Source organism: Micromonospora sp. M42, assembly GCF_000568915.1.
GTDB classification, from domain to species: domain Bacteria; phylum Actinomycetota; class Actinomycetes; order Mycobacteriales; family Micromonosporaceae; genus Micromonospora; species Micromonospora chalcea.
Genome location: NZ_KK037233.1, coordinates 198712 through 220830, shown reverse-complemented (window position 1 = coordinate 220830; position 22119 = coordinate 198712). Strand labels below are relative to the sequence as shown.

Annotated in this window: 7 protein-coding genes and 1 pseudogene; all 8 read right to left on the bottom strand. The window is 74.6% G+C overall.

Annotated elements, in window-relative coordinates:
• Positions 1-3058: non-ribosomal peptide synthetase (locus MCBG_RS00680; RefSeq protein WP_157560804.1), on the bottom strand; the 3058-nt coding region annotated here is incomplete at its 3' end.
• A gap of 103 nt (positions 3059-3161) precedes the next feature.
• Positions 3162-7196 carry a polyketide synthase family protein gene (locus tag MCBG_RS00675; protein WP_198033253.1) on the bottom strand — a complete coding sequence of 1345 codons (4035 nt, stop codon included), beginning with the start codon at positions 7194-7196 and terminating at the stop codon, positions 3162-3164.
• Between the two features lie 332 nt (positions 7197-7528).
• The gene (locus MCBG_RS00670) at positions 7529-9166 is read right to left on the bottom strand and encodes a type I polyketide synthase (protein WP_051610872.1); all 1638 of its coding nucleotides are present in this window, start codon (positions 9164-9166) and stop codon (positions 7529-7531) included.
• Between the two features lie 16 nt (positions 9167-9182).
• Entirely contained in the window at positions 9183-12554 is a 3372-nt protein-coding gene (locus MCBG_RS00665) for a non-ribosomal peptide synthetase (RefSeq protein ID WP_043323003.1), read from the bottom strand.
• A 1-nt stretch (position 12555) separates the two neighbouring features.
• Positions 12556-13782: a beta-ketoacyl reductase gene (locus tag MCBG_RS00660; RefSeq protein WP_223201405.1), complete on the bottom strand. Its 1227-nt coding sequence runs from the start codon at positions 13780-13782 to the stop codon at positions 12556-12558.
• Positions 13783-14761: 979 nt separating this feature from the next.
• Positions 14762-17323 (bottom strand): annotated as a pseudogene (locus MCBG_RS00655) (type I polyketide synthase); the annotation flags it as partial.
• A 68-nt stretch (positions 17324-17391) separates the two neighbouring features.
• Positions 17392-17586 (bottom strand): hypothetical protein, encoded by a 195-nt coding sequence (locus tag MCBG_RS30990; RefSeq protein ID WP_051610868.1) that lies wholly within the window; start codon positions 17584-17586, stop codon positions 17392-17394.
• Between the two features lie 114 nt (positions 17587-17700).
• On the bottom strand, positions 17701-22119 hold a 4419-nt coding region (locus MCBG_RS00650; protein WP_157560768.1), incomplete at its 5' end, for an SDR family NAD(P)-dependent oxidoreductase.

Sequence of the window (22119 nt, the reverse complement as noted above, 5' to 3'; positions counted from 1 at the left end):
CCCGGTAGAGGATCAGGCCGGTGCCGCAGCCGATCTCCAGCACCGAGCGCGGGCCGTCCTGGAGGATCCGCTCGGCGGTCGCCTCGGCCCAGCCGCGCATCTCCGCCACCGGGATCGGCGCTCCGGTGTAGCTGCTGTTCCAGCCCCGGGTGTCGAACGTCGGGTCGACCTCGCCGGTGTCCGTCACGTCGTACGCGGCGTCCCAGACGTCGCGCCACTGCTCCACCTCGTGCGGCCACTGCGCCGCCGCCTCGGCCCGGGCGTCGGCGCCGGCCACCACGTACGCCACCAGCCGCTGGTCGCCGGGGGTGTCCTCGCGTACGGTCACCACCGCCTGGTTGACCTGCGGCTGCCGCTCCAGCACCGACTCGATCTCGCCCAGCTCGATCCGGAAGCCACGCAGCTTCACCTGGTGGTCGAGCCGGCCGAGGAACTCGATGCTCCCGTCGGCGCGACGGCGGACCAGGTCACCGGTGCGGTAGAGCCGGTCGCCCAGCCCGATCGGGAAGGGGTGCCGGACGAACCGCTCGGCGGTCAGCTCGGGCCGGTCCAGGTAGCCCCGCGCCAGGCCGGCGCCGCCGATGTGCAGCTCGCCGGGGACACCCGGCGGCACCAGGTGGCCGCTGCCGTCGAGCACGTGCAGTTCGGTGTTGGCGATCGGCTCGCCGATGGAGATCGGGCCGTGGTCGACCCGCGCCACCGCCGACCAGATGGTCGTCTCGGTCGGGCCGTACATGTTCCACAGCTCGGCGCACCGGCCGAGCAAACGCTGGGCCAGCTCGGCGGGGAGCGCCTCGCCACCGGCCAGCACCCGCAGCCCGGCCTCGCCGGTCCAGCCGGCGTCGAGCAGCATCCGCCAGGTGGACGGGGTGGCCTGCATGACCGTCGCGCCGAAGGCGTCCAGCGCGGCGGCCAGCCGTTCCCCGTCGGCGGCGACCTGGCGGCTCACCACTGCCACGCAGGCCCCCTCGACCAGCGGCAGGAGCAGCTCCAGCCCGGCGATGTCGAAGGAGAGCGTGGTGACCGCCAGCAGCACGTCGTCGGCGGTGACGCCGGGGCGCTCGCCCATGGCGAGCAGGAAGTTGCCCAGCGCCCCGTGCGGAACCTGCACGCCCTTGGGCCGGCCGGTGGAGCCGGAGGTGTAGATGACGTACGCCAGGTCGTCGGGGCGCACGTCGACGTCCAGCGGTTCGGCCGACTCGGCGGCCAGCTCGTCACCGAGCAGGTCCAGGCAGAGCGGCTGCGCCTTCACCCCGCCCAGGCCCGCCAGCACGTCGCTGCTGGTGAGCAGCACGGACAGGTCGGAGTCGGCGAGCATGAAGGCGATCCGGTCCGGCGGGAAACCCGGGTCCAGCGGCACGTACGCGCCGCCGCTCTTGAGCACGGCGAGCATCGCCACGACCATGTCGGCCGAACGCTCCAGGCAGATGCCGACCATCGTCTCCCGGGCCACCCCGAGCCGCCGCAGCCGGCGGGCCAGCCGGGTCGAGCGCCCGTCCAGCTCGGCGTAGGTCAGGCTCTCCCGGTCGGTGCGCAGCGCCGGGGCGTCCGGGGCGGCGGCGGCCCGGGCGGCGAAGCGCTGCGGCACGCACACCGGCTGCGGCCAGTCCCGGCGGGTGTCGTTCCACCGCAGCCGCAGGTCACGCTCCTCGTCGGCGCCGAGCATCGGAACCTGGTCGATCGGCCGGTCCGGGTCGGCGAGCAGGTTCTCCACCAGCTGCGCGAGGTGCCGGGACATCCGCTCCACGGTGGCCGGCTCGAACAGGTCGGTGTTGTACTCGAACCAGCCGGTCAGCCCGTCCGGCCGGTCGAAGACCTGCAGCTCCAGGTCGAACCGGGCGGTGGAGCTCTCCACGTCGACCGGCTCCAGCCGCAGCCCGGCCACGTCGAACTCCGGCATCGGGATGTTCTGGAAGATGAAGTGCACCTGGAAGATCGGCGAGCGGGACAGGTCCCGGCGCGGGGCCAGCTCCTCCACCAGCCGCTCGAAGGGCACCTCCTGGTGGGCGAACGCGCCGAGGCAGGTCTGCCGGACCCGCCCGACCAGCTCGCGGAAGCTCGGGTCGCCGGACAGGTCGGTGCGCAGCGCCAGAGTGTTGACGAAGTAGCCGACGAGCCGTTCGATCTCCGGCCGGTTCCGGTTGGCCACCGGTACGCCGACCACGATGTCGTCCTCGCGGCTGTAGCGGTGCAGCAGCGCCTGGAAGGCCGCGAGCAGGGTCATGAACGGGGTGGCGCCCTCCCGCTGGCTCAGCGCGCGCAGCCGGGTCATCACCGGCTCGGGCAGGGCGAAGGGCCGGGAGCCGCCCCGGGTGCTCTGCACCGCCGGGCGGGGCTTGTCGATGGGCAGCTCCAGCGCGGCCGGCGCCCCGGCGAGTGTCTTCTTCCAGTACTCCAGGTCGGCGTCGAGCGCGTCGCCCTCCAGCCGCTGCCGCTGCCAGACGGTGTAGTCGACGTACTGGATCGGCAGGTCCGGCAGGGTCGACTCGCGACCGGCGGCGAACGCCCCGTACAGCTCGACCAGCTCGGCGATGGCCACGGACATGGACCACAGGTCGGCCGCGATGTGGTGCATGGTCAGCAGCAGGATGTGCTCCTGCGGGCCGAGCCGGAGGAACCGCACCCGCAGCAGCGGCCCGCCGGCCAGGTCGAACGGGCGGGTGAACTCCTCCCGGGCCAGCTCCTGGATGCCCGCCTCGCCCTGCGGTCCGCGCAGGTGGGCGCAGTCGACCACGGTGAACTCCGGCTCGCAGACGGCGTTGACCAGCTGCCGGGGCTCGCCGTCGACCTCGGTGAACGTGGTCCGCAGCGCCTCGTGCCGGCGGGTGATCTCGTTGCAGCAGCGCCGCCACACCTCCAGGTCCAGCGGGCCCAGGATGCGGACGGCGCCGGGGATGTTGTACGCGGCGCTGCCCGGCGAGAGCTGCTCCAGGAACCAGAGTCGTTGCTGGGAGAAGGAGGCCGGGAACTCCCGCCGCTGCTTCTTCTGCCGCAGCCGCTCGGCCAGCAGTGCGCGCTTCTCGGCGGCGGACAGGCTGCCCAGGTCGGTGGTCGTCACGGGCGATCATCCTCGGTGTGTGGGTGAGCTGACACGGCTGCGGACAGGACGTGCGGCGCTCGCGTACGGCGGGCACGCGCCGGGGCGGGCGGAATCGGCCGGCTCATGCCCGTCCCCCGCCGTCGTCCTCGGCGAGCAGGGCGGCGAGCTGTGCCTCGATCTCCTCGTCGGACAGCTCGTCGAGGCCGGCCAGTTCGTCGTCGGGCACGTCCCGGCTCACCACTTCGATCCGGTCGGCGCCCCCATCCCCCGGCCCGCCGGGGTCGGCCAGCACGGTCACCGTGTGCGCCACCGTCGGGCTGTCGAAGAAGCCCCGCAGGTTCAGCTCCACCCCGAACCGGCCGCGGATCTTCGCGCCGATCTGCACGGCGGCCAGCGAGTGTCCGCCGAGGGCGAAGAAGTCGTCGTGCACGCCGACGCGGTCCAGGCCGAGCACCTCCTGCCAGATCTCCGCCACCGTCCGCTCGGCCTCGGTGCCCGGCGCCACGTACGGGGTGTCCAGATCGGGCCTCGGATGGGTGCCCCGGGGCGGGGCGATCTGCTCCACCTCCCCGGCGAGCAGCGCGGGGGTGATCGAGGCAGCGAGCCGGCGCAGCCCGGAAAGGTCCCGGCCGGTGACCACCACGTGCTCCGGCAGCTCGGGCGCGGCGAGCAGCCGGTCGAAGGCGGCCATCCCGTCGGCGGCGGTCATCCCCTCGCTGAGCACGTGCAGGGTGCCCGGCGTCGCCTCGCCCGCGCCCGGGCCGGCGGCGGTCACCGCGCCGTCGCGCACCTGTTCCAGCAGGCCGTCGATGTCGTTGATCCGCTTGATGGTGAAGTCGGTGATCCGGGCCAGCAGCTGTCCCTGCGGGGAGATCAGGTCGATGCTGACGGTGAGCGTCTCGCCGGAGTCACCGGCCTCGTCCACCTCGACGTGGCAGTGGACCACCCGGGTCAGCGGGGCGAAGACCCGCAGGCTGCGGTAGGTGAACGGCAGGTAGAACACGTCCCGCGCGCGGATCCGTGCGGACGCGCCGGCCACGTCCAGCAGCGCCGGGTGCAGCGGGTAGCGCTCCAGGTCGGCGGCGAACTCCTCGGCCAGTTCGAGCGTGACCATCAGCCGCCGTTCGCCGGCCTCGATGCGGCGCAGGCACCGCCAGCGCGGGCCGAAGGAGAACTGCAACCGGCCGCCCTGCTCCACCCGGTCGAGCTTCAGCCGCCGCTTCAGTTCGTCCTCGGTGTCGATCACCTCGGTGACGGCGCAGTCGCGGCGCAGCCGGTCCAGGTCCCGGGCCGTGTCCGCCGGCCGCTCGTGGAAGGCCACGGTGCCGCTCGCGTGCTCCTGCCAGCGGCCGGCCTCCCCGTCGACGCGGCTCTGCACGCTGAACCGGAGCTGCCCGTCGCGCTCCTGCACCGTGGTGAACAGCTCGCGGCTCCGACCGTCCGGCACGATCACCGGCATCAGGAACAGCACGTCGTTCAGCTCCACCACCCGGCCGGCCGCCCGGTCGGCGACCGCCGCGTGGACCAGCTCCAGGTACGTGGTGCCGGGAACGAGGCCGTGGCCCATGATCCGGTGCTCGTCGACGATCCAGCTGTCGGCCGTGCTGAGCGTGGTGGCGTACGTCCGGGACGTGCCGGTCGAGGAGACCAGGCGTTGCAGCAGCGGGTGCCCGGTCAGCGCGGCGCCGCCGTGCAGCCGCTCGACCAGGCCGGCGGCCATGCCGGTGTTGCGCCAGGTGTCCCAGGCGACAGCCGCGACCGGCGCCCCGGTGGTGGCTCGCCGCCACTGGGCGTAGACGTCCAGGAAGGCGTTCGCCGCGCAGTAGTCGCTCTGCCCCGGCCCGCCGAGCAGCGCGGTCAGCGACGAGCAGAGCAGCAGGAAGTCCAGTCCGTCGGCGTCGCAGACGGCGTCCAGGTGCAGCGTGCCGACGGTCTTGGCGGCCAGTATGTCGGTCACGTCCCGGCCGGACTTGACCGCGATCAGTCCCCGCGACGGCAGGCCGGCGGCGTGGACGACGCCGTGCAGGCCACCGCCTTCGGCGCGCAGCCGTCCGACCGCGTCGGACAGGGCGGCCCGGTCGGTGACGTCGGCGTGCAGCACCACCACCCGCGCCCCCAGTTCCCGCAGCCGCTGCACGCCGCGGATCCGCCGGCTGGTGTCGTCCTGCTCGCCGTGCTCGGCCAGCCAGTCCGGCCACCGCGTCGAGTCGGGGAACGCCGAGCGGTGCAGCAGCCCGAGCACCGGCGCGTCGACCGAGCGGGCGATCTGCTCGGCCAGCGCCAGCCCGACCCCGCCGAGACCGCCGGTGATCAGGTAGACGCCGCCGGGCCGCAGCCGGCCGCCCGTCCCGCCGGCGGCGTCGGCGGGACGGGCCTCGAAGTCGCGTACCCACCAGTGCCGGCCGCGCAGCGCCAGTTCCCGGTCGGCGGTGGGCGCGGTCAGCCGGGCCAGCACGGTCGTGGGGCCGGGCGCCGGGTCGGCGGCGGGCAGGTCCAGCACGCGGCAGGTGACGTCCGGGACCTCCTGCGGGATGACCGTGGTGGCGCCGAGCAGCGGGGCGTTCTCCGGCTGCAGGGCCTCCTCGCCGGTCACCGCGAACAGGCCCCGGCTGAGCACGTCGATCTCCACCGGGCCGGCGGGCTGCACGTCCCCGATCGCCTGGGCCAGGGCCAGCAGGCTGTCGAACCCGACCCGCCGGGCGCTGTCGATCCGGTCCGGATCCGGGCCGTCGCCCGGCTCCACGGTCAGGCTCCACAGGTGCACCACCCGGATCGTCCGGCCGGTGTCCACCTCCAGCGACTTGAGCAGGGCGGCGTGCTGGTCCCGGCTGGCCGGGTCCAGCGACCAGGCCCGCTCGCCGGTCTCCCGCAGCTCGTCGCCGGCGCTGACCCGCAGCACTGTCGCGCCGTCGTCGGCCAGCCGCCCGGCCAGCGCCACGCCCAGCGGCAGCTCGGCGCCGAGCACCACCCAGGTCGCCCCGTCGGCGGTCCCGGCGGCCGGCGCGGTGAGCCGCCGCCAGCCGGGCACGTGGAACCACTGCGCGTCCGGCCCGGTCGCCGCGACCGGCGCGGGCCGGGCCGGGCCGGGCCGCGGCTCGATCCAGTAGCGCTGGCGCTGGAACGGGTACGTGGGCAGGCGCAGCAGCCGCCGCGGCGTGTCCCCGGTGCGGGCGGCCCAGTCCACCGGCGCCCCGGCGGCCCAGAGTTCCCCCAGCCCGGCCAGCAGGTACTCCTGGTCGTCGCGCGGCTCGTCCGGGTGCCGCACCGATCCGGCCACCGTCCGCCGCTCGTGCCAGGCGCGGTGCTGGCGGACGAAGTTGCGCAGCGTCTGCCCCGGACCGACCTCCAGCAGCACCAGCTCCTCGTCGGCGAGCAGCACGTCCAGGGCGTCGGCGAAACGCACCGGCGCGCGCAGGTGTCGTCCCCAGTACTCCGGGTCGGTGGCCTGCTCGTCGGTGATCCAGGCGCCTGTGACGTTGGAGACGAACGGGGTGGCGGGCGGGCGCAGGGCGACCCGGCGGACCGCGTCGACGAACGGCGCGACAGCGGCGTCCATGCTGGGTGAGTGGAAGGCGTGCGAGGTGCGCAGCCGGCGGCACGCCACCCCGTCCGCCGTGAGCCGCTGCGCCAGCGCGTCGACCTCGGCGGTCGGGCCGGCCACCACGCACAGGCCGGTGGAGTTCACCGCCGCGACGCACAGCCCGCCGGTCAGCCGGCCGGTCACCTCCGCCTCGGGCAGGAACACCGCGAGCATCGACCCGGCCGGCATCGACTGCACCAGGCGTCCCCGCGTGGCGACCAGCGCCACCGCGTCCTCAAGGGAGAACACCCCGGCCAGGCAGGCGGCCACGTACTCGCCGACGCTGTGCCCGACCATCGCCGCCGGGCGGACGCCCCACGACATCCACAGGCGGGCCAGCGCGTACTCCACCGCGAACAGCACCGGCTGCGTGACAGCGGTACGCGCCAGCGCCAGCGCCGCGTCGCCGGTCTCGTCGTCGGCGGCGAACAGCGGCACGCGCAGGTCCTCGCCCAGATGACCGGGGAACAGGTCGGCGCAGCTGTCCAGCTCGGCGCAGAACTCCGGCTTGGTGCGGTACAGGCCCCAGGTCATGTCCACGTTGGTCCTCCCCTGGCCGGGGAAGAGGAACGCCACGGGCGCGTCCCGTCCGGCAGGCGTGCCCGTGCCGGCGTCGTCGACCGCGCACAGCGCGGCGACCAGTTGCCTCTATACAGAGTACAATGGCAGCAAGGCTTCGGGGGCACTTCGACCCGCTTACGCTGGTAAGTTACAGCAAGTAGGACGACAGGTGTGCAAACCTGATCGATTAACATTCGTATGCATCAGGCTCTACTGGTGGAACGATAGATGGTTATTGACGTTCTTTTGCACTCGCGAACTGCTACGCTCCATTGTACTCCGGCGCCAACTTCTCGCATGCCGAGATTTAGTTCACATAATTGGCATGTCAAGCATCGATCATCAAATTAGACCTGCCCTGGCCGAGGAAGAGGAACGCCACCGGCGCGTCCCGTCCGGCAGGCGTGCCCGTGCCGGCGTCGGCGACCCGCCGCAGCGCGGCGACCAGTTCCGGCGCTGTCCCGGCCGGTCACCGCCGTACGGTGCTCGAAGGCCCGGCGGCGGGCGGCCAGCGTGTACGCGACGTCGTCCAGGTCCAGGTCGGGGTGGGCGGCCAGGTGGTCGGCGAGCCGGCCGGCCGCGGCGGCCAGCGCCGGCGCGGAGCGGGCCGACAGCGGCAGCACCCGGGCTACGGCCGGTGCGGCGGGCGGCGCGGCGGCCGGCGCGGCCGGGGCCGGTGCCTCCTGCAGGATCACGTGCACGTTGCTGCCGCCGATGCCGAACGAGCTGACCCCGGCCCGGCGCGGCGTCTCCTGCCGGGGCCACTGCCGCAGCTCGGTGTTGACGAAGAACGGGCTGGTCGGCAACGCCAGCTCGGGGTTGGCCCGGGTGTGGTGCAGGGTCGCCGGGATCGCCTCGTGGCGCAGCGCCAGCACCGCCTTGATCAGGCTGGTCACCCCGGCCGCGGCGTCGAGGTGCCCGACGTTGCTCTTCACCGAGCCGATCGCGCAGTAGCCCACCCGGTCGGTGTGCTTGCGGTACGCGCGGGTCAGCGCGGTGATCTCGATCGGGTCGCCGAGGGCGGTGCCGGTGCCGTGGGTCTCGACGTAGCCGATGCTGTCCGGGTCCACGTCGGCCACGGCGAGCGCCTCGGCGACGACGCGGGCCTGCCCGTCCACGCTCGGCGCGGTGTAGCCGACCTTCAGCGAGCCGTCGTTGTTCACCGCGGTGCCGAGGATGACCGCGTCCACTGTGTCCCCGGCCGCGTGGGCGTCGGTCAACCGCCGCAGCACCACCACGCCCACACCGTTGCCGGCGACGGTGCCCTGCGCCTGCGCGTCGAAGGGCCGGCAGTGCCCGTCCGGGGAGAGGATGCCGCCCTGTTCGTAGCGGTAGCCGCCGCGCAGCGGCACGCTCACCGACACGCCGCCGGCCAGGGCCAGGTCGCACTCGCCGTTGAGCAGGCTCTGGGCCGCCAGGTGCACCGCGGTCAGCGAGGTGGAGCAGGCCGTCTGCACGGTCATGCTCGGCCCGGTCAGGTTCAGCTTGTACGACACCCGGGTGGCCAGGAAGTCCTTGTCGCTGGAGATCAGCGTCTGGTAGCTGCCGGCCGCGTCCACCGCCTGCTCGTTGGCGAGCAGGTTGAACAGCAGGTACGAGTTCAGGCTCGACCCGGCGAAGACGCCGATGCGCCCGTCGAAGGTCTTCGGGTCGTGGCCGGCCGACTCCAGCGCCGTCCACACGCACTCCAGGAAGACCCGGTGCTGCGGGTCGAGCACCTCGGCCTCGCGGGGGTGGTAGCCGAAGAAGCCCGCGTCGAAGCGGTCCGCGTCGGCCAGGACGCCCTTGGCCGGCACGTAGTCGTCCCGCGCGGCCACCTGCGGGTCGACGCCGTCGGCGCGCAGCTCCTCGTCGGACAGGCGGGCGATCCCCTCCCGGCCGGCCGTGAGGTTCGCCCAGAACTCGTCCACGTCGGCCGCGCCGGGGAAGCGCCCCGCCATGCCGATGACGGCTATCTGGTCGAGGTTCTCGACGTCGTCTGACATCTGTCTCACCTACCGTTCATGCCTGCGCGGCCGACGAGCGGCGGCGACGTCGACTCAGTGACTGCCGGCGGGTGGCCGCCCGTTCCTGGGCGTCGCCCAGGCCGTCGCCGTCCGCGCCGGGCCGGTTGAGGTAACCGGCGAGCGCGGCGACGGTCGGGAACTGGAACAGCTCGACGAGCGTCACGTCCCGGCCGGCCGCCGCGACGAGCCGCAGGCGGGCCTCGGCCATCAGCAGGGAGTGGCCGCCCAGCTCGAAGAAGTTGTCGTCCACCCCGACCTGCTCCACGCCGAGCAGCTCCCGCCAGATGCCGGCGACGGTGCGCTCCAGCTCGTCGCGCGGCGCCACGTACGGGCTGCGCAGCTCCGGGCGGGCCAGGTCGGGTTCGGGCAGGGCCGACCGGTCCACCTTGCCGTTCGGGGTCAGCGGCAGGGCGTCCAGCGTGGTGAAGACCGCCGGCACCATGTAGTCGGGCAGCCGTTCCTTCAACCGGCCGATCAGCTCACCGGTGGCCGGCACGGCCGGCCCGACCAGGTACGCCACCAGCCGGGTGTCGCCGCCGTGCGCACGCGCCACCACCACCGCCTCGGTGACGCCGGGGCAGGCGGTCAGCGCCGCCTCGATCTCGCCCAGCTCGATCCGGAAGCCGCGCAGCTTCACCTGGTGGTCGAGGCGGCCCAGGTACTCGATCGCGCCGTCGGCACGGATCCGGCCCAGGTCACCGGTCCTGTAGAGCCGGGCGGGCGGCCGGTCGTCGTCGCGGTCGCCGGTGACGGCCGTGCCGCCGGCCGGCGCCGGTGTGGCGAACGGGTCGGCGAGGAACCGTTCGGCGGTCAGCTCGGGCCGGTTCAGGTAGCCGAGCGCCACGTTGACCCCGCCGATGTGCAGCTCGCCCGGCACACCCACGGGCACCGGCTGCAGATGGCGGTCCAGCACGTACACCTGGGTGTTCGCGATCGGCCGCCCGATCGGCACCGGCCGGGGGTCGTCGCGGCGGCAGGCCCAGGCGGTGACGTCGATCGCCGCCTCGGTCGGGCCGTACAGGTTGTGCAGCTCGGCGGCGGACCGGGTGAAGAAGCGGTCCTGCAGGTCGCGCGGAAGCGCCTCGCCACTGCAGATCACCCGACGCAGGCTCACGCACCGCTCGACGTCGGGCTCGCGCAGGAACGCCTGGAGCATGGAGGGCACGAAGTGCACGGTGGTGACCTGTTCAGAGCGGATCGTGTCGACCAGGTAGGCGCCGTCGCGGTGCCCGTCCGGGCGGGCCACGACGAGCGTCGCGCCGGTCATCAACGGCCAGAAGAACTCCCAGACCGAGACGTCGAACGAGTACGGCGTCTTCTGCAGCACCCGGTCGCCGGGGCCGAGGCCGTAGGCGTCCTGCATCCACAGCAGCCGGTTGCGGATGCCGGCGAACGTGTTCGGCACGCCCTTGGGCCGGCCGGTCGACCCGGAGGTGTAGATGACGTAGGCGACGTCGGTGCCGCGTACCGGGGTGGGCCGGTCGTCGGCGGCGTCCGCGGGCACGTCGTCGGTGAGCAGCTCGTCGGCGAACCACAGCGGCCCGTCCCAGGACAGCTTCTCGCCGAGCCGCCGCTGGGTGAGCACCACCGCCGGGTCCGCGTCGTCGAGCATCAGCGCCACCCGCCCGGCCGGCAGGCCCGGGTCGACGGGCACGTACGCGCCGCCGGCCTGCCAGATCGCCAGCAGGCCGACCACCAGCTCCACCGAGCGTTCCAGCACCAGGCCGACCCGCACGCCGGGGCCGACCCCGGCGGCACGCAGCCGGCGGGCCAGCCCGTTGGCCCGGCGCAGCAGCTCCCCGTAGCCGACGGTGCGGCCGGCGAACCGCACCGCCGGCAGTTCCGGCGTACGCCGGGCCCGCTCGGCGATCTGCTCGTGCGCCCAGCCCGCGCCGGGCCACCGCCGCGCCTCGCCCCGGGACAGCGCCAGCACCGCGTCCCGCTCGTCGGCGTCCAGCAACGGCAGTTCGTCGACAGCCGTGTGCGGGCCGGCGACGGCCAGCTCGACGATCCGCCGGTAGTGCCCGGCCATCCGGGCCATGGTGGCGGGCTCGAACAGGTCGCGGTCGTACTCGAACCAGCCGCTGACCCCACCGGCGTCGTTGAACAGCTGCAGCTCCAGGTCGAAGCGGGCGCCCTGGGCGCGCAGCGGCAGCCGTTCGAACTCCACCCCGGCCAGGGCCAGCGTGGGCAGCGGGTCGCTCTGGTAGGAGAGCCCCACCTGGAAGATCGGCGGCCGGCTGAGGTCGCGGGCCGGCTTCAGCGCCTCCACCACCTTCTCGAACGGCACCCGCTGGTGGGCGTACGCGCCGAGGCAGGCGTCCCGGACCCGGCCCAGCAGTTCGGTGAAGGTCGGGTTGCCGGTCAGGTCCACGCGGACCGGCAGGGTGTTGACGAAGAACCCGATGAGCGGTTCGACCTCGGCCCGGTCCCGGTTGGCCATCGGCACGCCGACCACCACGTCGTCCTGCCCGCTGTAGCGGCGCAGCAGCACGCCGAAGGCGGCCAGCAGCGCCATGTACGTGGTCGCGCCGTGCTGCTTGCCGAGCGCGCCGAGCGCGGTGAGCACCGGCTCGGGCAACGTGAACGGGTGGGAGGCGCCCTGGAAGCCCTGCACCGGCGGGCGGGGCCGGTCGGTCGGCAGGTCGAGCACGGCCGGCGCCCCGGCGAGGTGCTCCCGCCAGTGGGTCAGGTCCGCCGACAGGTCCTCCCCGCGCAGCCAGTCCTGCTGCCAGGCGGCGTAGTCGCCGTACTGGACACTCAGCTCGGGCAGCGCCGGCCGGTCGCCGGTGGCCAGCGCGGCGTACCGGGTGGAGAGTTCACCCAGCAGCACCCCGACGGACCAGCCGTCGGAGACGAGGTGGTGCATCGCCACGCCGAGCACGCAGTCGTCGTCACCGAGCCGGAGCAGGGCCAGCCGCAGCAGCGGGCCGGTGGTGATGTCGAACGGCTCGCGCAGCGCGGCCACGATCCGCGCCTCCAGCTCGTCGCCGCCGGCCGGCGTGCCGCGCAGGTCGGTCTCGGCCAGCGGGATCGCGAGCGCCGGGTGGACCACCTGCACCGGCCGCCCGTCGCGCAGCTCGAACGTGGTCCGCAGCGACTCGTGCCGGGCGACGATCCCGTCGACCGCCTGCCGCAGCAGGGCGGTGTCCAGCGGGCCGCGGATGCGCACCGCCGCCGGGATCAGGTACGCCGGGTTGCCGGGCCGGAGCTGCTCGAGGAACCAGATGCCCTGCTGCATCACGGAGATCGGGAAGACGTTCTCCCGCCGGGCGGGCCGCGCCTGGCCCCGCTCGCGCAGCAGCTTCTCGAACAGCGCCCGTTTCTCCGGGGAGAGCGCGGCGAGCCGTGCGTCGAGGTCGGTCATCTCACGCCTCCTGGCCCAGTACGGCCCGCGCCTGCTCGTCGGAGAGGCCCTCCAGCTCGGCGAGCAGCTCCGAGGCGACGTCCTCGAACCGCTCGACCCGCCCGATGGCCGCCGTGTCGGCGCCGCCGTCGTCCGCACCGGCCGGCAGCCGGCTGACGATCTGCTCGGTGAGGGTGCGTAGGGTGGCGCCCTCCAGGAACACCGCGATGGACAGCGAGACGCCGAGCTGGCGTTCGATCTCGTTCTTCAGCTCCACCGCCATGAGCGAGTCCAGGCCCAGGTCGAACAGCGGCTGGTCCAGCCCGACCGACGCCGTCGCGGAGCCGAGGGTGGCCGCGACGGCGAGCACCAGTTGCCCGGTGAGCGTCTCGGCGCGCCGGTCGGCCGGCAGGGCCAGCAGTTGCGCGCGGCTGGGCAGCAGGCTGGTCCGGGCCGTACGCCGGGCGGGCCGGGCGGGGCCGTCGCCGCGCAGCAGCGGGGCGAGCAGGGCCGAACCGGAGACCTCCTGGTAGCGGCGCCCCCACTCGGTCCAGTCGACCGGGACCACGGCGATCTGCGGCTCGTCGTGGCGCAGCAGCCGGTGGAAGACCCGCAGCGCCTGGCCGGGCCGCAGCGTGCCCATGCCCTTGCTGAGCCCGGGGGTGGCGTCGGCGCCCCGGTTGGCCAGGCCGACCCCTTCCCAGATACCCCAGTTGACGCTCAGACCGGGCAGTCCGGCGGCGCGGCGCTGCGCCGCCAGCGCGTCGAGGAAGGCGTTTGCCGCCGCGTACCCGGCCACGAACGGCGAGCTGAGCAGCGAGCTCGTCGAGGAGAACAGGATGAAGAAGTCCAGCTCCCGGCCGGCGAACAGGCGGTGCAGCACCCACGCGCCGACCGCCTTGGGCAGCAGCGGGCGTTCCAGGTCGGCCCGGGTCAGCTCCATCAGCGGGGCCACCTCACCGGTGCCGGCGGCGTGCACGACGCCCCGGATCGGCGGCCGGCCCTCCCGGTCGTAGCCCGGCCAGCAACGCCCGTACCGCCTCCTCGTCGGCGACGTCACGGAGGCCACGTGCACGGCGGCCCCCGAGCGCCTCCAGCCCGCGCACGGGCGACTCGTGCCGCCGCCGGATGGTCGGCGGGCACGGCCGGCCCACTTCGGCGCCGGGGCGGAAAGCACGGTGCGGCCGAGCAGCACCAGCCAGCCGCGCGCCCGGCCCGCAACATATCGACCGGGACACCTCCAGCAAATGCCGCCGAGGCCGCCGGTGAATCAGAGTAGCTCGGGTCGGGCCGCCACGGCCCGTCGGCGGGGGTCGAAAATAAAAACACCGCCTGGCGGAAGAAGCCGGGGCCACGTAGCGCCGGTCGCCGTGCAACGCGACCTGGTCCTCGGCGTCGCGGGCGGTCAGCTCCCCCACCAGGCGCGTGGCCAGCGTGGCCGAGTCGGCGGCCGGGTCGAGGTCGATCAGGCCGCCCCAGAGCGCCGAGTGCTCCTGCTGCAACGACCGGCCCAGGCCCCACAGGGCCGACTGGGCCACCGCGAGCGACACCGGGCCGCCCGGGGCGTCGGCCGGCCGTACCGCGCCGCGGGTGACCAGCCAGAGCCGTACCGTCTCCGGGCCCCGCGCCCGGGCCAGCGCCTGCGCGGTGTGGACCGCGCTGAGGCTGCCCCGCTCGGTGGCCCGCAGCAGCGCGGCGGCGTCCGCCGTGCCGTCCGGGTCGGTGTCGTCGAGGCTCCACAGGTGCAGCACCTGAAGCTCGCCGCCGTCGAGCGCCAGCTCGTCCACCAGCCGGCTCAGGTCCGCCGGGCCGTCCAGGCGCACCTCGGCCCGCGCGCCGTCGACGCGGTACGCCAGGCCTGGCGACACCCGTACCACCCGCTCGCCCCGGGCGGCGACGGCGTCGGCGAACCCGGCGCCGACCCCGGTCCCGTCGGTGAGCACCAGCCAGGTCCGGGCCGGGGTTGCTTCCGGGTCGGGAGCCGGCGCGGGCGCGTCGACAGGTTGCCAGTCGAGCCGGTAGAGCAGGTCGTCGTCGGCGTACGCGGCGGCGCCGTCCTCGTCGGTGTCGTCCACGGTGGACGATCCGGTGTGCCGCTGCTGCTGCCGCTGCGTGCGGCGCGGCTCCTGCCAGCAGTGCGTCTTCTCGAACGGGTAGGTGGGCAGCGGCACCCGGGCCCGCCGGTAGTCCCGGTCGAAACCGGCCCAGTCCAGGTCCACGCCGGCGGTGTAGAGCCGGGCGACGGTGTGCAGCAGCACCGCCCAGTCGTCGTGCTTGGGCCGCAGGCTCGGCGCCAGCAGGGCCTCCCCCGCCGGCAGGTTGTCGCTGATCATGCCGAGCAGCGTCGGCGCGGGTCCCATCTCGACGAAGGTGCGGTAGCCCAGCTCGCGCAGCGTGTCGATGCTGGCCGCGAAGCGCACCGGCTGGCGGGCGTGCCGGCACCAGTAGTCGGCGTCCGGGGCGGTGTCCCACGGCCACAGCTCACCGGTCAGGTTCGCCACGAGCGGGATGCGCGGCGGGGTGAACGTCACCGCGTCGGCCGCCGCGCGCAGGCCCGGCAGGATCGGCTCGATCAGCGGCGAGTGCGACGAGGTGGTGATGTGCAGCTGCTTGGTCTTCACCCCGCGCCTGTCGAACTCGGCGCAGATCCGCGCCAGCGCCTCCCGCTCACCGGAGATGGAGGTGGTGCCGGGGCCGTTGACCGCGGCGACGGACACCCGGTCGGCGTACCCGGCGAGCACCTCGGCGACCTCGGCCTCGGGGGCGAAGACGGCCACCATCGCGCCGTTGTCGTTCAGCTCCCACATCAGCCGGCCGCGTTCGACGACCAGCCGCAGCCCGTCCTCCAGGCTCATCATGCCGGCCACGCAGGCGGCCACGTACTCGCCGAAGCTGTGCCCGAGCACCGCCACCGGCTCGACGCCCCAGGAGCGCCACATCTGCGCCATGGCGTACTGCACCGCGAACAGCGCCGGCTGCGAGTAGGTCGTGCGGTAGACCAGGTCGGAGTCCGGGTCGGCCGGGTAGATCACGTCCAGCAGCGGGACGTCCAGCAGCGGCCGCAGGATCTCGTCGCAGCGGTCGACGGCCTGCCGGAAGGTGGGCTGCGTCTGGTAGAGGGCGCGGGCCATGCCGACGCGCTGCGGGCCCTGCCCGGTGAAGAGGAAGACCACGTCGTCGCTGCCGGCCTCGCCCACCACCGGCAGGTCGCCGGGCAGCCCGTCGACGAAGTCGGCGAGCTGGTCGGCGACCTCCCGGACGGACGCGCCGACGGCGGCCAGCCGGTGCGGGAAGTGGGCCCGTCCGGTGCCGGCCGAGAAGCAGACGTCGGCCAGCGCCGCGCCCGGGTCGGCGGACAGTCGCTGCTGGTAGCGCCGGGCCAGCTCCAGCAGCCCGTCCGGCGTCCGGGCCGACAGCGGCAGCACCGAACGGGGCCGCTCCACCGCCGGTTCCGACGGTACGGCCGGCGGCTCGGGCGCGGCCTGCACGATCAGGTGGGCGTTGGTGCCGCTGAAACCGAAGCTGCTCACCCCGGCCACCGGCCGCTCGGCGACCGCCGGCCACTCGCTCAACTCGGTCGGCACCGCGAACGTGGTGCCGGCGAAGGAGATGTGCGGATTCAGCTCGGTGAAGTGCACGTTCGGCGGGATCGCGCCCTTGTGCAGGGCGAGCACCACCTTGATCAGCCCGACGATGCCGGAGGCGGCCTCGGCATGGCCGACGTTCGTCTTCGACGACCCCAGGTAGACCGGTGCGCCCTCCTCCCGGCCGTACACCTCGGCCAGCGCCTCGACCTCGATCGGGTCGCCGAGCGTGGTGCCGGTGCCGTGCGCCTCGATGTAGGAGACCTGCTCGGCGGCGACGCCGCTAGCCGCGAGCGCCCGGCGCAGCACGTCGCGCTGCGCCACCCCGTTCGGGGCGGTCACCCCGGAGCTGCGACCGTCCTGGTTGACCGCGCCGCCGCGGATCACCGCGAGCACCTGGTCGCCGTCGCGTACCGCGTCGGTCAGACGCTTGAGCACGACGATGCCGCAGCCCTCGCTGCGGACGTAGCCGTTGGCGCGGGCGTCGAAGGTCTTGCACCGGCCGTCCGGGGCGACCATGCCGGGGAACTGGGAGAAGGCCACGCTGGGCAGCGGCGACAGGACGACGTTCACCCCGCCGCCGAGGGCCAGGTCGCACTCGCCGGACCGCAGGCTCTGCACCGCCATGTGCACCGACACCAGCGAGGAGGAGCAGGCAGTGTCCACCGCCACGCTCGGGCCGCGCAAGTCGAAGACGTACGAGATCCGCCCGGTCACCACGCTGTGCGCGGTGCCGGTGCTGGCGTAGGCGGTGATGTCCTCCAGCCCGGGGAAGTTCTCGGTGGCGAAGTCGTTGCTGCACACGCCGAGGAACACCCCGGTACGGCTGCCGGCCAGCGCGGTCGGCGCCTTCCCGGCGTTCTCCAGCGCCTCCCAGGACACCTCCAGGGCGAGCCGCTGCTGCGGGTCCATGGCCAGCGCCTCGCGCCGGGAGATGCCGAAGAACTCGTAGTCGAAGTGGTCGACGCGGTCCAGGAAGCCGCCCCAGCGGGTCCGCATCTTGCCGGGCTGCTGCGGTTGCTCGTCGTAGAACTCGTCGACCGGCCAGCGGTCGGCCGGGATCTCCGCGACCGCGTCGACGCCGTCGCGCAGGATCCGCCAGAAGCTCTCCGCGTCGACCGCGCCGCCGGGGAAGCGCAGCCCCATGCCGACGACCGCGACGGGCTCGGTCCGGCCGCGCTCGTACTCGGCGAGCTGCCGCTGCATCCGCTCCATCTGCAGGTAGGCGCGCTTGAGCGTGGAGTTCGGCGCCTGCGCCTGCTGCCCGGTCGTGGTCATCCCTGACGCCCTTCCTCGATCTGGTTGAGCTTGGCCAGCAGGAGCGCCTCGACGTCGTCGTCGGAGAGCTGCTCCAGGTCGGTGGCCGGGTCGTCGGTCCCGGCGGCCGGTGTCGCGCCGGGCGCGGTCGCCGGGCCGGTCCCCGCCGGGGAGACGTCGGCGTCCGGCCCGGCCTCCAGCGCCACGTCCATCCGCTCGGCGAGGTGCGGTACGAGCGCGTCGATGGTCGGGAAGCGCCACGCGAGCGTGGCGGACAGTTTCGACGTCGAGCGACGTCTCCAGCCGCTTGCGCAGCTCCAGCGACATCAGCGAGTCGAAGCCCATGTTCGCCAGCGGCGAGGTGACGTCGACCCGGGTCGGCGTCCACCTTTGAGCACCCGGGCCCACCTCACCGGCGACGTGCCCGGTGAGCAGGGCGCGCCGGCGGCGGCCCGGCTTCGACGGTGAGCAGCCGCCGGCGTACCTCGCCGGAGCGCGCCCGGCCCTCGGCCGTGCGGGGTGTCCACCGCGACCAGGTCGGCCAGCAGCGCGGGCACGAGCCCGCCGGCCGCGGCCGTGCGGAGCCGGTCGAGGTCCAGCGGCAGGACGGCCGCCTGCGCCGCCGGGGTCCGCACCAGCCGGTCCAGCGCCTCGATGCCGTCGCGTGGGTCGATGCCGACGATGCCCTGCCCGGCGAGCTGGCCGCCACGGTCCGGGCGGGCCGCCAGGCCGGACCAGGACCAGGGACCCCAGTTGACGCTCAGCGCGGCCCGTCCCTGCGCCCGGCGCCGCTGCGCGAGCGTGTCCAGGAACGCGTTCGCGGCGGCGTAGTTGGCCTGGCCCGGTGAGCCGAGCAGCGCGGCGGCCGAGGAGTAGAGGACGAAGAAGTCGAGGTCCCGGTCCAGGGTGGCCCGGTGCAGATGCCAGGCGCCGTCCACCTTGGGCGCGGCCACGGCCCGGAACCGGGCCCGGTCGAGCTGCAGCATCAGCCCGTCGTCCAGCACACCGGCGGCGTGCACGACGCCGGCCAGCGGCGGCATCGTCCGGTCGAGGTCCGCCAGCACCGCCGTGACGTCCTCGTGGCGGGCGATGTCGGCCTGCCGGACCTGGACCTCGACGCCCTGCCCGCGCAACTCGTCGAGGACCTGCCCGGCGTACGCCGAGGGCCGGCTGCGGCCGAGCAGCGCCAGGTGCCGCGCGCCGCGACCGGCCAGCCAGCGGGCGGTCTCCAGGCCGAGAGCGCCGAGACCACCGGTGATCAGGTACGTGGCGGCCGGCCGGACCGGGACCTCCCCCGGCGGTACGGCGGCCACCTCGTGCCCACCGGGCCGCAGCACGATCTTGCCGGTGTGCCGGGCCTGCGCCATGAGACCGAACGCCGCCGCCGCGTCGGCGTAGTCGTAGGTGGTCACCGGGAGGGCGGTGAACTCGCCGCTGTCGAAGCCGCGCAGCACCTCGGCGAAGAGGCGGGCGATCAGCTTCGGCCGCTCGGCGAAGGCGCGTTCCAGGTCGACGGCGAGGAACGAGCGGTTGTGCCGCAGCGCCCGCAGGCCGAGGTGGCTGTTGGCGTAGATGTCCTGCTTGCCGATCTCGACGAACCGCCCGTTCGGCGCGAGCAGGCCGAGGCTGCGGGTGAGCGCCTCGCCGGTGAGCGAGTTGAGCACGACGTCCACGCCCCGGCCGTCGGTGAGGGCCAGCACCTCGTCGGCGAAACGCAGCGACCGGGAGTCCATCACGTGCTTGACGCCGAGGCGGCGCAGCAGTTCCCGCTTCTCCTCACTGCCGGCGGTGGCCAGCACCTCGGCGCCGTTGCGGCGGGCCACCTGCAGCGCGGCCAGGCCGACGCCGCCGGTGGCCGAGTGGATCAGGAGGGTGTCGCCCTCGCCGAGGTGGGCCAGGTACTCCAGGCCGTACACCACGGTGAGGAACGCGATCGGCAGCGCGGCGGCCTGCTCGTCGGTGAGCCCGCCGGGGACGGGGGCGACCAGCTCGGCCCGGGTGGTGGTGTACGCGGCCATGCTGGACGGGGCCACCGCCATCACCGCGTCGCCGACGCTCAGGCCGGTGACTCCGGCGCCGAGCGCGGTGACCCGGCCGGCGCACTCGCCGCCCAGCGGCACGATGCCCGGGGGTACGCCGGGGCAGATCTCCATCGCCTTGAGCACGTCGTTGAAGTTGAGTCCGGCGGCGGCCACCTCGATCTGCACCTGGCCGGGGCCGGGCGGCACGCGTGCGGAGAGCACCGGCGTCAGGCTGCCCAGGTGTCCCTGCACCGACAGCAGCCGGTAGTTGCCGTCGGCGGCGGACCGGTCGAACGGGTGCGGACGCGCCGGCGTGGCCGTGGGCGCGCGCCACGGGACCAGCCGGGGCACGTAGCGCCGGCCGCCGCGCAGCGCGACCTGCTCGCCACCGGGCCGGTGCAGCAGTTCGTCGACCAGGCCGGGAACGCCGTGCCGCCCGTCGGCCGGGTCGAGGTCGACGATCGTGGGGCGCAGCTCGGCGTGTTCCAGCGCGGCCACCCGGGCCAGTCCCCAGAGGCCGCCCTGGGCCGGGTCCGGCGCGCCCGCGTCGGCGGCGACCACCTGCGCGCCCCGGGTGGCCAGCACCAGCCGGGGTGACCGGCCGCCGACCTCGGTGAGCGCCCGCACCAGATGCGTGACGGCGACCGGACCGAGCAGTTCGAGCCGGTCCAGTGGGGTGTCCGGCAGGTCGGCCGGGCTCTGCTCGGTGAGGCGCACGTCGAGGCTCCACGCGTGCAGCACTCCGGCGCACGGCTCCGGCCGGGCGGCACGCAGGTCGGTCAGGAGCGTCACGAAGTCCGCCGGCCGGGCCGGGTCGACCTCGTACCGGTCCAGGGCAACCTGCCGGTAGGCGTCACCGGGTGCGACGGTCACCGTGTCCACGCCCCGGCCGGACAGCGCGGCCCGCAGGTCGCCGCCGACCGGGTCGGCGCCGGTGAGCAGCAGCCACCAGCCGCCGGTCTCCGGCGTCTGTGCCCCGTCGGTGGCCTCCTGCCAGGCCAGGTCGAGCAGCGCCTCGCCGACCGGGTCGGCCGGGCCGGAGCCGGCCAGCCGGCGCAGCCGCACGCCGGCGATCTCGCCCACCGGGTCGCCGGCCGCGTCGTAGAGCACCACCCGGGCGCCGTCGATCTCCGGGCCGTCGGTGGCGGCCCCGCCCACGGTGGCGTGCGCCCATCGGGGTACGCCCGGGCCGGCGGCGAGGGCGAAACGCTCCACCCCCACCGGCAGGTACGTCCCGTCGTCGGCGCCGGTCATGGCCGCCGCCAGCACCTGCAGGCAGCTGTCCAGCAGGGCGGGGTGCACCAGGTACGGCTCCCGGTCGCCGGTCAGCTCGGCCGGGTCGCGCAGTTCGGCGACCGCCTCGCGCTCGCCCTGCCAGAGCGCGGCGACGCCCTGGAAGGCGGGGCCGTAGCGCAGGCCGGACCGGGCCAGCCGGGCGTAGTGCTCGGCGCTGTCCCGCTGCTCGCCGCAGCGCGAGCGGACCGTGGTCAGCGGCTCGACGGCGCCGGCCGGGAACGGCTGCGCGGCGCCGTACCGGCCGTGCGCCACCTCGTTCCAGGCGTCGTCCGGTCCGCGGCTGTAGATCCGCAGCGTGCCGCCGGTGGCGGTCTCCGGGAGCAGGACGAGTTGGACGGTGTCCGCCTCGGCCAGCTCCTCGACGAGGGTGACCCGGGTCAGTTCGATCCGCTCGACCACCGCGGCCGGATCGTCGAGGAGCCGCCGGGTCGCCGCCAGCGCCGCGTCGAGCAGCAGGCTGGCCGGCAGCACCGGGCTGTCCTCGACGACGTGGTCCCGCAGGTAGCCGAACCCGGCCAGGTCGAGCCGGACGCCGAAGTGGTGTCCGCCCGGTTCGGCGGCGGACCGGACGTACGTCTCCAGCACCGGGTGCCCGCGGTGGGCGGTGCGCCGCGTCCGGGGGTACTCGTCGGTGAGCCAGTGCCGTTCCCGCTGCCACGGGTACGCCGGCAGCGCGGCCATCGGCACGACCGGCCCGTACATCCGGCGCCAGTCGACCGGGCAGCCGGCGGTCCAGAGGCGGCCCAGCTCACCGAGGACCGTGGCCCGGCTCGGCTCGTCGCGGCGCAGCGAGGCGACGACGACGCCGTCGCGCTGCTGGCGGGCGATGCGTTCGGTGACCGGGCCGCCGAGCATGGGATGCGGGGAGATCTCCACGAACACGTCGTGCCCGGCGTCGACCAGGCGGGTGACGGCGGTGTCGAACAGCACCGGCCGGCGCAGGTTGTCGGCCCAGTACGCGGCGTCGAGCGCGGCGCCGTCGATCGGCCCGGCGGTGACCGTGGAGAGCATCGGCACGGCGGCGGGCCCCGGGGTGAGCCCGTCGAGCAGCGCGCCGAGCTCGGCGCGCAGCGGCTCCATCTGTGGGCTGTGCGAGGCGTAGTCGACCGATTCGAGCATCCGGCAGAACGTCCCCTCGGCCGTCAGCGTCTCGGCGAGGGCGGCCAGGGCCGCGCCGTCGCCGGAGAGCACAGTGGACTCCGGTCCGTTGGCGGCGGCGACCGAGACGGCGCCCGGCCGCCGCTCGGCGAGCAACTGCTCGGTCCGGTCGAGCGGGAGGCCGAGCACCGCCATCCGGCCGTTGCCGATGGCGGCGCGGATGACCCGGCCCCGCTGGCGGGCGACCCGCATCGCGTCGGCGATGCCGAGCGCGCCCGCGACACTGGGCGGCGGCCACCTCGCCGACGCTGTGCCCGACCACGGCGGCCG

Coding starts and splice junctions, on each gene's coding strand:
- MCBG_RS00665 (WP_043323003.1), bottom strand. CDS start 12,554: ATGACCGACCTCGACGCACGGCTCGCCGCGCTCTCCCCGGAGAAACGG.
- MCBG_RS30990 (WP_051610868.1), bottom strand. CDS start 17,586: ATGGACGTGGCGCTGGAGGCCGGGCCGGACGCCGACGTCTCCCCGGCG.
- MCBG_RS00670 (WP_051610872.1), bottom strand. CDS start 9,166: ATGTCAGACGACGTCGAGAACCTCGACCAGATAGCCGTCATCGGCATG.